The following is an 11967-nucleotide window of genomic DNA, read 5'->3' on the forward strand; positions in this document are numbered from 1 at the left end:
GGAGCCGGCCGGCGCGGCATCGGCCTGGGTGGGGGCCGGCGCGGCGCCGTCCGAGGAGTCGCCGCCGCAAGCGGCCAGCAACACGCTCAGGGCGCAGGCGGCCAGCAGCGCGCGCACGAGATGGGCGCCGCGGCGGCCCGGGAAATTCGCGTTCATGTCGGCGTTCCGTCAGTGGAGGATGGTGGACAGCGGCTTGCCCGAGCCCGCGATCGATTGCAGCTCGCTCTCGGTGAGCACGCGATTCCAGATCGCGAGGTCCGAGAAGCCCTCGAGGTTCGGCTTGACCGTGGTGCAGCCATTGACCGTGTAGCCGCCGGGATAGGAACTCGCGGGCTTGCCGCAGGCCAGCATGTGGTACTGGCCGGTGCCGTCCTCGTTGATGCCGAAGGTCTTGTTGTTGAGGCCCGTGAGCGCCGACGGCGCGACCGTGAGCGGCGTGCTCTGCTTCTGCTCGCCGAGCACCGGATCGAAGGTATAGGCCGTCATGGTCTTGGCCGCCGTGTCGATCACGAAGGCCGCGTAGGCCCATTGGTTGCCGCTCACGCTCATGGTCTTCAGGTCGTTGCGGTTGGTGCCGTCGCCCGCGTTGAACTGGATGTTGCAGCTGCCCGAGGGCGCGCCCGACACCTGCGGGAACAGGCCGATCGCGATGCCGGGGTTCTTGCCGGTCTGCCAGTTCTTGTTGGCGAACACCGGGGTGCCGAAGCCCACCACGTCGCTGCACGGCGTCTTCACCCACATGCCGATCGTGAACTGCGACTGGGCGGTGATGTCGGCGTTCTGCACCAGCTTGTAGCCGTCGAAGCCGTTGGTGTCGACGGTCTGCGTGTTGACCTGCAGCCCCTGCGAGCCGAACGGATCGGCCGCCAGCGAGCCGCCGTCCGCGTCCGACGCGAACGGGCCCAGGGTGCTGGCGTTCAGCGCGTCGGCCGCCGGCAGCGCGCCGAACGGGTAGTAGGACACCAGGTTGTTCTTCAGCGTGGTGGCCAGCGGCGGGGGCGGCGGCGGCGGCGGCACGTAGGCGATCCGCGCGATGGTGCCGAGCGGCGCGTTGCCGGCCGTCACCACGTAGTCGAAGCTGTAGGTGCCGGCCGCGCTCAGGCCGAGCTGGCTGTCGGTGTAGCTGCTGGTGCCGGCCGGCAGCGTGGCGATCTGCTGGCCGGCGCGCAGCACGGTGATCGCGCCGCTGGCGGGCGCCGTCCAGGACAGCACCAGGCTGCGGCTGTCGGGGCTCGCGCTCGTCAGTTGCGAGACCGGCTGCGCGCCGATCAGCTCGCCGCCGTCCAGCTCGTAGGCGGAGGCGGCCGGCAGCGCGCCGAGCTGGGCCAGCACGGTGGGCGCGAGGTCGGCGATGCTGGCGCGCGCATGCAGGTCGGCCAGCGAGGCCGGCTGCGCGGCGCTGCCGAGCCGGCCGTTGTCGGCCTGGTTCATCGCGACGAAGGTGGTGGATTCCGGCAGCAGCGGCAGGCCGTCGGCGCCGCCCGCCGCGTTGAGCCCGTGGCTGCCGGTGACCAGGATCAGCCAGTTCTCGCCGCTGCGCTTGGCGGTCTCGGCGGCCAGCGTGCCGACCGCGGCATCGAGCTGCTGCAGCGTGCTCGCATAGGCGGAGGCGCCGAGCCCGTAGTTCAGCGCGGCATCCTGCGCCGAATGGTATTGCGCGACCACCAGCGCATAACCCTGGTCGATCATCGAGATGCCCTGCTGCGTCACGCAACTGTCCACCGAGGCGCAGTTGGAGAGCGTGTCGAGATTGCCGGCATTGCGGTCGATGCCGAGCAGCGAGGCCAGGCCCGCCGAATCGACGGCCGCGCCGAGCTTGCCGGCCTTGGCCGTCTTCAGTGCGTCGAACAGGGTGGGCGCCTGCAGCGCCTGGTTCGGCGCATCGGACAGCACCTGGTGGCGATTGGCCCAGGTGCCCGTCAGCAGCGTGGCCCAGCTCGGCGTATCGAGGTTCGGCTGCTGCGAGAGCGTGCCGTTGAGGCCGCCGCTATAGGCCGGCGCCACATGCAGCTTGGCGAGGTTCGGCAGCGAACCGTTGGCGATGCCGGCCGCCAGCGCGGCATAGGTCGCGCCGTCGAGCTGGATCAGCAGCGCGTGCTGGCTGCTGGTCTGCACCGGCGTGGTCGAGCCGCCGGCCGCCGCCGAGCTGCTGCCGGTGCCGGCGCCGCTGTCAGAATTGCCGCCGCAGGCGCCGAGCGTGGCGACCAGGACCAGCCCGCCCAGCAGGCGCGCGAGTGTCGTTTTCCGCATGCTTCCCCCTTCCGCTGTTTTGAATGTCCGGACCAGGCCGGTGAACGCAGTGGATTCTGGGCAGGCGATGCGATGGCAGTATTTCGTTTGGCAGAAGGGAGCTGATGGAGGTATCAGGATTTTTTTGGGGGCCGGCATGCCCGCCCCCTCGATTCCCGATCAATCGCAACTGAAGCGGTAGCTGTCGTCCAGGTCCATGCTCAGCACCAGGGTCCGCAGCTTGCGAGCGCGCGCGTCGGCGCACAGCGCGCGCTGCCCGGCCGAAGTCCGGTAGCTGGCCTCGTACTCCGCGTTCAGGACCGGCTTGTTGGCCGAGGTGAACGGGCCGTACTTGTCGCATTCGCCTTGTTCGTGACATTCCTCGTTGACGGCGAAATCGAAGGACGGCGCCAGCAGCGCGACCTGGTCGACGTCGTTCTTCAGGCCCACCGCGAGATTGCGCCGGTGCGCCTCGGCGGCGATGAAGCGGTTGAAATCGGCTTGGTCGGCGGGCGTGAGCGGAAAGCCGGAATCGTTCGCGTAGGCGTCGACGTTGTCGGGCTCGACGCCGTCGCAGCCCTTGGCGACGGCGCGATCCAGACGCGCCGTCATGATCGCGCGGACATTGGCCGAACGCGTGTCGAGCCAGTTCTCGCCTTCCCAGTCGCTGTCCGGCGAGCGCTTGACCACCTTGCCCTTGTCGGCGGAGGCGAACTGGCCGAAATCCGGGCGCCAGTCTTCCGAGCTGCCGGCCGAGAAATAGCAGACCACCTTGCGGCCCGCCTGGTGCAGATCGGCGATCGTCTGCGCGCTGTTGTCGAACAGGTCGATGTCGTAGATCGCGACGACGTAGCCGCGATTGAGCTTGCCCCGCAACTGCCATTGCCAGGTGTCGGAGGCGATCGGTTGCCAGCGCGAGGCGAGTGCGGCCGGCTTCGCCGCCGCGTCGATCGACGGCGAGGGCGCGGCGGAGGAATCGCCGCCGCAGGCTTGCAGGGTCGAGGCGGCGACCAGGGCAAGCGCGGCACCGAACAAGCCGAGGGCGATTTTCATGGGGAGCGGCTCCGATATCAGGGCTCGGGGGGAGGAACAAGCCATGACGCCATCCGCTGGTTCGCGACGGGCGATGGCGAAACGCATCGCAGTCTAGCCACTCGCGACGCTCATCGGTTCGCCGCGCACAGACGCGACAAGAAAATCAGAAGGACTACACAATCGATCCCGATTCGGCAGGCGGCCGACGACAAATCTGCACACGATCCAGAGATGTCCCGGCCACCTCGCGATCGTGCCGGGACACGCGGAGAAGCGCGCCCCGGCACGACGTCGACGCTTCATCGCATCGCGATCGTCACGGATAGCTGACCAGGTTCACCGGAATCGTCGACACGCCGGCTGCCTGCGCGCCGGTGTTGTTGACGATGTGCGTGATGGTGCCCACCCCGCCGAGCGATACCGTGAAGGTGTCATGCAGCTTCACGCCGGCCGTTTGCGGCACCTCGAAGCCGTGCAGCGCATTCACCGAGGGATTGACGTTGAAGAAGCAGTAGCTGCCCATCCCCCAGGTCTCGTGGCTGGTCACGCCGGCGGCCACCTTGTAGGCCGCGTAGCCGTTGCCGGCCGGGCTGATCCAGGCGGACTGGTTCGGCACGTCGTAGGGCAGCTCGTTCTGGAAGAAGATGGTCCTGCCGTTCTGGCCGTTCCACTGCACGTTGTACTTCTGGTAGTGCTCGACGAACAGGCCGGTGGCCAGCACGTTCGCGCCGTTCACCACCACGCCGGTATCGGCGGTGTTGACGGTCCAGCCGGTCGGCGCCGAGCCGTGGTCCGCGCGCCAGGCCCAGATATGGTCGATCAGCGTGTCGTTGGCGTTCACCACCAGGCTGTTGGTGGCCTTGCCGGACACCGCCCCGCCGATGCGGAAGTACACGTCCTGCACGCTGACCGGATCGCCCGCGTGGCTGGCCGAGGAGCCTGCGGTGCCGACCGTCAGCAGCGCGTTGCTGTTCACGGTGCCGGCATCGAACAGCAGGCCGGAGATCTTCACGCCGTTGACGTCCGCCACCGTCATCGCGTTCACGCCGTTGTCGGGCGTCAGCGTCGGGAAGCCGATGCCGAGCACCACCGTGTCGGCGCGCGTGATCGCGATCGGCTGGCTCAGGTGGTAGGTGCCGGGCGTGAAGAACAGGTTGAGGCCTTGCTGCAGGGCGGCGTTGAGGGTCGCGGCCGTATCGGACGGACGCGCGACGTAGAACTGGCTCATCGGGATCGAGCTGCCCGGCGTCGCGCCCGAGGCCCAGGTGATGCCGCTGGCGTTGTTGCGCAGCGCGGGCACGAACACGTTGTAGTTGCCGGCGCTGTCGATGTAGAGGTACGGCTTCTCGCGCGAAACCGGCGTGGTACCGAGCGTGGTGTAGGGCGGCGCCGCGTTCCAGGTGGCCGGGAACGATTGCGCGGGCGCGCCCTGCACGCCGGAGAACACCATGTTCCAGACGCCGTTGACCCAGTTGCCGATGGTGCTGTCGCGCGTGTACCACTGCTGCTGCGAACCCGAGGACACGGTGCCGTCGATCTTGCTGTCGGCGATGTAGCCGCCGCTGGCATAACCCTGCCCGTCGCCCTGGTTCGACGGCCCGAGCGTCAGGTTGCCCCGGATATGGACCCGCCGCATCGGCGCGGCCTGCGAGACCGCCCAACGATCGGTGCCGCCGTTGGGCGACACCGCGAGATTCTCCACCGAGCGCCAGAAATTCTGCGTCGCATTCGATTGATCGCCGTAATTCCAGCCGCTGTCGACATTCACGCTGCCGCTGATGGCCGTGTCGTCGGGATTCTTGCCGAGCCCGGCGATCGCCGTATAAAAACCGACATTGGCATTGATGTTGTTATAGCTGCCCGGCTTGAACAGGAATGCATAGCGTTGCGACCCGAATTGCGCGGTGGGGCTGCGCAATTGCGAATTGAAGGCATTGTCGAGTTGCGACTGGATCGAGGCGCTCGACATGCTCGGGTCGAACACGACCACGTTCGGGCCGAAGTCGGGCGTGTTCGAGGTGGCGAAGGTGCTGGCCTTGGCGCCGACCACCGAGCTCTGCGCGAGCGCGAGGCCGCCGGGCGAGGCGCCGTCGTCGCCGCCGCAGGCGGCCAGCGAAGTGACCGCGGTGGCAATGAGCGTCAAGCTGACGTGACGAAGCTTCAACATATGAATCTCTCCGTATTTGAAAACGCGGGTTTTCCGTCGAAAAATTCCATCGTTTTCACGCCGACATCCCAGGCCGGGCATCCGCCTGCACCATCCGCGAGAGGGCTTCAATGAAAGCCGCACAGGCTTTTTCTTGTATTTTTTTGAATAGTCATTTCGAGCCGGCCGCGAGTTGAAATGAATCTCGAATTCGCTTGCTGTCGAGGCGGCTCGGCATATGGCGGAGCGAGCTTAGCACGCAGTCTTTTCGATATGGAGATTTATTATCTGGAATGTTTATTGCGAATAAGGATTCGCATTGCGCATATTCGTATTCAATTGCGCGAGTTGTTTCGGTGATCGCGATGCGGCTCGATTCGTCGATGTCGAAGCCGCATCGCCGTGCCTCAGGGCAATTGCCGGGTCGGCCGGAACAGGATCTCGTTGACGTCCATGTCCTCGGGCTGGGCGATGGCGAAGGCCACCGCGCGCGCGAAGGAGTCGGCGGAAATCGCGTTGGCCGCGTAGAAGTCGCCCAGGCCGCGCGCGATATCCGGCTCGCTCACGCCGCCCGGCAGCTCGGTGTCCACGGCACCCGGCGAGATCACCGTGGTGCGGATGTTCCAGGGCTTGATCTCCTGCCTCAGGCCTTCGGACAGGGCCCCGACCGCGTGCTTGGTGGCGCTGTAGACGGCGCCGTTGAGCATCAGCTTGTGGCCCGCCACCGAGGACACGTTGATCAACTGCCCCGACATCTGGCGCTGCATGTGCGGCAGCGCCGCCGCGACGCCGTACAACACGCCCTTCAGGTTCACGTCGATCATGCGATCCCATTCGTCGACCTTCAGGCGCTCCAGCGGCGCGAGCGACATCAGCCCCGCGTTGTTGATCATCACGTCGATGCGGCCGAAGCCCTGCACCGCGCCGTCGACGAGCCGCTCGACCTGTTCGCGCACGGTCACGTCGGCCGCGAAGGCCAGCGCACGCGCGCCCTGCCCGCTCAATTCCTCGACCAGTTGCTGCAGGCGCTCGATGCGCCGCGCGCCGAGCACCACGCGCGCGCCCCGCGCGGCGAGGTGGCGCGCGGCCGCCAGGCCCAGGCCGCTGCTGGCGCCGGTGATGACGACGACCTTGCCGTCGATGTTCTCGCTCATGGAATCCTCCCGGTGATGGTGAATGAGACCGGGCCCATTCTAGGCAGGCGACCATCAATCCAGTAGCCGTCCACCGCTTGCTCCATTGGCAAGTTCAGGTTGATACTGCCTGCTCCTTTTTTCCGGGGTGCCCCATGTCCGTCAGCGACGTCCGCGCGATCGAGATCTTCATCAAGGCCATCGAGCTGGGCAGCATCCGACGCGCCGCGGCCGCGCAGGGCATCAGCCCGCAAGCCGCAAGCCAGGCGCTGGCCGCGCTCGAGAAACGGCTCGGCGTGCGCCTGCTGCATCGCACCACCCGCAGCCTCGCGCTCACCCATGAAGGCCAGCAGTTCCTCGAAACCACGCAGCCCGCGCTGACGGCGCTGGCGCGCGCCATCGACCGCGCGCGCATCGCGAAGGACGAGATCGCCGGGCCGCTGCGCATCGTCGCGCCGAAATACTCGTTCCTGCCGGTGCTCTGGCCGCTGGTCGACGAATTCTGCCGGCGCCATCCCGCGATCCAGCCCGACGTGACGCTCGACGATCGCATCGGCAACTGGGTGCGGGATCGCATCGATGTCGGCTTCCGCATCGGCACCACGCTGGAGGACGAGCTCACCGCGCGCCGCCTGTTCGCCCTGCAATTGATCGTCTGCGCGGCGCCGGCCTACCTGGCCGCGCACGGCGCGCCGGCTTCGATCGAGCAGCTCGCCTCGCATCGCTGCAGCGTGTTCCGCCATCCCGGCAGCGGCCGCGTGCTGCCCTGGCTGCTGCGGGTGGGCGACGAGGTGATCCGGCATGAGTTGCCGCCGATGCTGTCGACCAACGATGCGCAACTGGAAACCGAGGCGGTCCTGTCGGGGCAGGTGATCGGGCTGTTGTCGGGCCTGTCGGCGGCGCCGCTGATCCGTGCCGGGCGGCTGGTGCCGCTGCTCTCGCGACATGCGGCCGATCACATGAGCGTCTACCTCTATTACGGTAGCCGCACGGCGCAGCCGTCGCGGGTGCACGCCTTCATCGACCTCGGCGTCGAGCGGCTGGCCGGCTCGCGCGATTACGTGCTGGATGCGCGTGAACTGGCGACGGCGGAAGCCAGGGGACGCAAGGCAGCGCGGATCGCGCGAGCACCGCTGAACCGCTGAAGCACTGAACCGCCTTCGTCGTCACCGACGATCGCATGCGGCGAACCTCAATCCGGCGTCATTCGCTCGAGCTCCCGCGCGGCACTCAGCAAGCCGCCCAGTACCGTATCGGCCACGCGTTGCGAAAATCCGTCCGGCAGTTCGGCCGCTACCTGCTCGATGGCCGCCGGCGTGCGTGCGATCAGTTCCTGGATCAGCGGCTCGGCATCGTCGCCATAACCAAGCTTGCGCGCCGTGCTGTTGAAATGCCGGCGTCGAATGGTATGCACCTGATAGTGGCGGTTCCTGCCGAGCAGCGCCATCGCCAGCTTGATGTCCCGCGCGGCCCATTGATTCGGCCCGTCGCCCATCACCGGATAGGCGGACATCACGTCGTAGATCGGAGTGAGACGAAACCCTCCCGCATCGCCGCCTTGCAACTGGATGCTGAAATTCTTGGCATGACCGTCGGGCGCACGCAGCAGCCAGAACAGAATCTGTGTCGCCATCAGGGTGCGCAGGTCGCGCTCGGCGTCGCGCGATTGATGGACGAGCTCGAACAAGGCCTTCAGGCCCGGCCCACCTTCGTTTTCATATTTGAGCAGCGGTGACGTGGCGGTGGCTTGGCAGAAATCCTCCTGGACCAGGCGAAGCAGGCGCGAACCGTTCGACGAGACGATGCGATCGAAACGTTCGACCACCAGCACGCGCTGGGTGCCGAAAGCGGCGATGCTTGCGTTGGCGGTCGGCAGGCCATAGGCCTTGAACAGGCGCAGGCACAGCCACTCGTTGTCCACCGAGGTGCTGAAATCGGCACGCCGGCCACCGATCAAACCCAGCGGCAGCTTGAAGATATGCGTGGTAGGCGTGGCGCCGCGCGGCTTCATCCATCGACCGTTCCACCACAGGAAGGCGTCCTTTTCCTGCGCACCGGCCAGCGAGATCCGGAAATCGTCGTCGGGATCGCGCGCGCCCGCGAAGCGATCGGGCGTGACCATTTCCAGCAGATGCCGCTCGATCGCCTCCTCGTCCAGCGCGATGCCGTCGATGCGATCGATACCGTGTGGCGTCTCGCCCTCGGGCAGCAGTTGCAATGCGCCGACACAATCACGCCCGATCACACGCAGAAGATCGAACGCGTCGGTGGAGCCGGTCCGGAAGCGGGCGGCGACGCGTTTGCGAATCGTGTCGCTGTCGGGCAGCAGGCCTTCGAAGTAATGGGAGACGGCGGGGCCGCGTATCGCCGCGTTGCCGACCGTGAAAGGCAGCGACAGGGAGAGCGGCCGCCCCCGGGGGGAGCGAAACCAGGCGTCGTCATAGCGCAGTTCCATCTCGCCGCGCGCCGTGACGGTCCAGCGTCCGACCGGTTCGCCATTGGCCCAGAGGGCAAGTGTCTGACTGTGCGAGCGGCGCCCCATCTCACCACTCCAGTTCGTCGCCGGGCGGCGAATGATCGGGCTCGCCGAGCCGCAGTTCCAGTCCCACGACAGCGCACCAGCCCAGCAGTTGCCGAAAGCTCAGTTCCTCGGGATGCTGTTCGAGATGGGAGATGCGGTTCTGGCTCAAGCCCAGGCGCGTCCCCACTTGCGCTTGCGTGAGCTTGCGCCGCTTGCGGGCGCTCTTCAGCAACTGCCCGAGTTGCAGGGCCGACATCAGCTTCTGGGGCGAGAGGATCAAGGCCATGGAGAAAAATATCCTGATTCCAGATTTTTCGAGTTTATCTGAAATCCAGATATGCGCGATATATCTGCATTCCAGATATTTCAAGAATAGCTGAATATCAGATAAACGAACGAGAAAACTGGCGGTCTTGCTCGTCCGTCATGTGGACATGACGCTCCGGACAGGATCGCGAGATCGCCGCCAGACCAGGCTCCATCAGGCAAGCCTCGGCACACATCGCCATCCAGCCAGCCGCGCCGTATCGCTGCCATCCAGCCAAACTGCATCGGTACTGTACAGATAACTGTCGCTACACTGCCTCTTTCCCGACTGTTTCCCATTCCCGGTCTCGAGAGGCACCCATGAACATCATCACCCTGAGCGCGCTGCCGGCCGGCATGCTGTTCGCACTCGTGACGTCGATCACGCCAGGCCCGAACAACACCATGCTGCTGGCATCCGGCGTCAATTTCGGCTTCCGTCGCACGCTGCCGCACATGGTCGGCATCAGCACGGGGGTGGCGATCATGATGGTGGCGGTGGGTTTCGGCCTGGGCGAGGCCTTCGCGCAACTGCCCGTGCTCTACACGGTGCTCGAGGTCGCCAGCATCGCCTACCTGCTCTACCTGGCCTGGAAGATCGGCACCTCGGGCCAGGTGAATGCCAACAAGGGCAAGTCGCGCCCGATGACCTTCGTCGAGGCCGCGCTGTTCCAGCTCGTCAACCCGAAGGCCTGGATGATGGTGCTGACCGCCGCCACCACGGTCCAGCTCTCGGCCAGCTACGGCACCAACGCGATCGGCATGGCGCTGGTGTTCATCCTGGTGGGCTTTCCCTGCATCGGCGTGTGGGCCGCGTTCGGCCAGGGCATGCGCGGCTTCCTGTCGAACCCGCGACGGCTGCGCATGTTCAACGTGACCATGGCGATCCTGCTGGTGGCTTCGCTCTATCCGCTGTTCGCCCGGCTGCTGGCCGCCTGACCCCGAATCCGGCACGCCGGCGCGCGGCATTTCCGGTTGTCGGCCGCCGCGTGCAGGCGTAGGCTGGTCGGTCCTGGACGCCGGCGCGTCGACGGCGCGCCCGCCCGGGCAGGAGGGTCCGATGAAGCACACCATGAAAGCCGGCGACCGCATCGAAGGCCTGCACTGGCGGGCCGAATATCATCCGAACACGCATCACATCCGCGTGCTGCGCGAGCACAGCGAGGTGGGCACCTATATCGCGCCGCGCACCCTGTTCGGCGACGAGCACACGATGCGCGCGGCCACCTCGGCCGATCGCCGCTGTGTCGAGTCGGCGCTGCGTGCCTATCTGCGCCAGTTCGCCAAGATCCACGACGCCGAGGAATGAAAACGGGGCGGCAAATGCCGCCCCGTTTTCATGTCGTTCGAGCAACGGCGCCGTCTTGCCGGCGCCTGCCTCGCCCTGGCGGGCGAGCCGCTCAGGCGGCGGCGCCCGCGTCCTCTTCCTTGAAGATCCGGTCGGCCAGGTGGAAGGCCGAATTCGCCGCCGGCACGCCGCAATAGATCGCGGTCTGCATCAGCACTTCCTTGATCTCGTCGCGCGTCACGCCGTTGTTCTTGGCCGCGCGCAGATGCAGCGCCAGTTCCTCGCCGCGATTGAGGGCCACCATCATCGAGATCGTCAGCAGGCTGCGCGTGTGACGCGGCAGGCCCTCGCGCGTCCAGATCTCGCCCCAGGCATAACGCGTGATCAGGTCCTGGAACTCGGTGGTCAGCTCGTTGCGATTGGCCAGCGAGCGATCGACATGGGCCTCGCCGAGCACGGCGCGGCGCACGCCCAGGCCGTCTTCGTAGCGTTGTTTCTCGTCCATCTTGCGGCTCCGTCAGGCGGTCAGGAATTCGATCAGCGCGCGGTTGAAACCTTCGGCGCATTCGATGTTGGAAATATGCGCGGCGTCGAACTCGACGTGCTTCGCGCCCGGAATCGCGGCAGCCAGCTCGCGGCCCAGCGCGGGCGGCGTCGACATGTCGTGCGCGCCCGTCACCACCAGCACCGGCAGCGCGATGCCCTTCACTTCCTCGCGCAGGTCGGCCGCGTTCAGCGCGTCGCAGTTGGCGGCATAACCCTGCTTGTCGTTATGCACGAAGGTGTCGCGCACCACGTCGACCAAACGCGGCTCGGCCGCGAAGAATTCCTTCTTGAACCAGCGCTGCAGCACCGCGTCGACCAGCGCGCGCATGCCTTCGTCTCGCGCCTTCGCCGCGCGCGGCTCCCATACCTCGGGCGAGCCGATCTTGGCCGCCGTGTTGGCCAGCACCGCGCGCCCGATGCGCCGCGGATGACGCGCGGCCAATGCGGCGCCGGTCAGGCCGCCCATCGAGATGCCGCAGAAATGGGCGCGCTCGATCCCCAGGTGGTCGAGCAGGCCGATCACGTCGCCGGCGAGCTGGTCGATCGTGTAGGCGCCGGCCGGCGCTTCCGAATGGCCGTGGCCGCGCGTGTCGTAGCGCAGCAGGTTGAAATGCGCGCCCAGCGCATCGACTTGCGCGGCCCACATCGACAGGTCCGCGCCGAGCGAATTCGAAAAAACCAGCCACGGCGCCTCGGCATTCGCGGCACGATCGATTCGGTAATGCAGCTTCACGCCGTTGACAGAAGCAAAAGGCATCACTAG

At 66.7% G+C, this 11967-nt stretch carries 11 protein-coding genes; 3 read left to right on the top strand and 8 right to left on the bottom strand.

Going from position 1 to position 11967, the window contains the following annotated elements; genetic code table 11:
* Positions 1 to 168: 168 nt before the first annotated feature.
* From F3J10_RS13255 to F3J10_RS13270, 4 genes are all read right to left on the bottom strand, one after another.
* Complete coding sequence (locus F3J10_RS13255) at positions 169 to 2250, bottom strand: LamG domain-containing protein (RefSeq protein WP_167242278.1); 2082 nt, start codon at positions 2248 to 2250, stop codon at positions 169 to 171.
* A 159-nt stretch (positions 2251 to 2409) separates the two neighbouring features.
* On the bottom strand, positions 2410 to 3282 hold the full coding sequence (locus F3J10_RS13260) for an endo alpha-1,4 polygalactosaminidase (RefSeq protein WP_167242279.1): 873 nt from the start codon (positions 3280 to 3282) through the stop codon (positions 2410 to 2412).
* A 298-nt stretch (positions 3283 to 3580) separates the two neighbouring features.
* Positions 3581 to 5431 (bottom strand): hypothetical protein, encoded by a 1851-nt coding sequence (locus tag F3J10_RS13265; RefSeq protein ID WP_025100787.1) that lies wholly within the window; start codon positions 5429 to 5431, stop codon positions 3581 to 3583.
* Between the two features lie 386 nt (positions 5432 to 5817).
* Complete coding sequence (locus F3J10_RS13270; protein ID WP_167242280.1) at positions 5818 to 6564, bottom strand: SDR family oxidoreductase; 747 nt, start codon at positions 6562 to 6564, stop codon at positions 5818 to 5820.
* A gap of 134 nt (positions 6565 to 6698) precedes the next feature.
* Here F3J10_RS13270 and F3J10_RS13275 point away from each other — a divergent pair, with 134 nt between their 5' ends.
* Positions 6699 to 7688, top strand: a complete 990-nt coding sequence (locus tag F3J10_RS13275; RefSeq protein ID WP_167242281.1) for a LysR family transcriptional regulator — start codon at positions 6699 to 6701, stop codon at positions 7686 to 7688.
* A 47-nt stretch (positions 7689 to 7735) separates the two neighbouring features.
* On the opposite strand, the gene F3J10_RS13280 is transcribed toward F3J10_RS13275, so the two are convergent.
* Together F3J10_RS13280 and F3J10_RS13285 are read right to left on the bottom strand one after the other, a co-directional pair.
* On the bottom strand, positions 7736 to 9085 hold the full coding sequence (locus F3J10_RS13280) for a type II toxin-antitoxin system HipA family toxin (RefSeq protein WP_167242282.1): 1350 nt from the start codon (positions 9083 to 9085) through the stop codon (positions 7736 to 7738).
* A gap of 1 nt (position 9086) precedes the next feature.
* Positions 9087 to 9350, bottom strand: coding sequence for a helix-turn-helix domain-containing protein (locus F3J10_RS13285; RefSeq protein ID WP_013688942.1), 264 nt, complete (start codon positions 9348 to 9350; stop codon positions 9087 to 9089).
* A gap of 341 nt (positions 9351 to 9691) precedes the next feature.
* Here F3J10_RS13285 and F3J10_RS13290 point away from each other — a divergent pair, with 341 nt between their 5' ends.
* Together F3J10_RS13290 and F3J10_RS13295 are read left to right on the top strand one after the other, a co-directional pair.
* Positions 9692 to 10309, top strand: a complete 618-nt coding sequence (locus F3J10_RS13290; RefSeq protein WP_025100782.1) for a LysE family translocator — start codon at positions 9692 to 9694, stop codon at positions 10307 to 10309.
* A 121-nt stretch (positions 10310 to 10430) separates the two neighbouring features.
* Positions 10431 to 10679: a hypothetical protein gene (locus tag F3J10_RS13295; RefSeq protein WP_013688940.1), complete on the top strand. Its 249-nt coding sequence runs from the start codon at positions 10431 to 10433 to the stop codon at positions 10677 to 10679.
* A 91-nt stretch (positions 10680 to 10770) separates the two neighbouring features.
* Here the strand turns inward: F3J10_RS13295 and pcaC are convergent, their stop codons facing one another.
* Complete coding sequence (pcaC, locus tag F3J10_RS13300) at positions 10771 to 11163, bottom strand: 4-carboxymuconolactone decarboxylase (protein ID WP_123037388.1); 393 nt, start codon at positions 11161 to 11163, stop codon at positions 10771 to 10773.
* Positions 11164 to 11175: 12 nt separating this feature from the next.
* Positions 11176 to 11961 carry a 3-oxoadipate enol-lactonase gene (pcaD, locus tag F3J10_RS13305; RefSeq protein ID WP_025100780.1) on the bottom strand — a complete coding sequence of 262 codons (786 nt, stop codon included), beginning with the start codon at positions 11959 to 11961 and terminating at the stop codon, positions 11176 to 11178.
* Between the last annotated feature and the right edge of the window lie 6 nt (positions 11962 to 11967).

It is taken from the genome of Burkholderia sp. Cy-637 (assembly GCF_011753175.1).
In the GTDB taxonomy this organism is placed as follows: domain Bacteria; phylum Pseudomonadota; class Gammaproteobacteria; order Burkholderiales; family Burkholderiaceae; genus Burkholderia; species Burkholderia gladioli.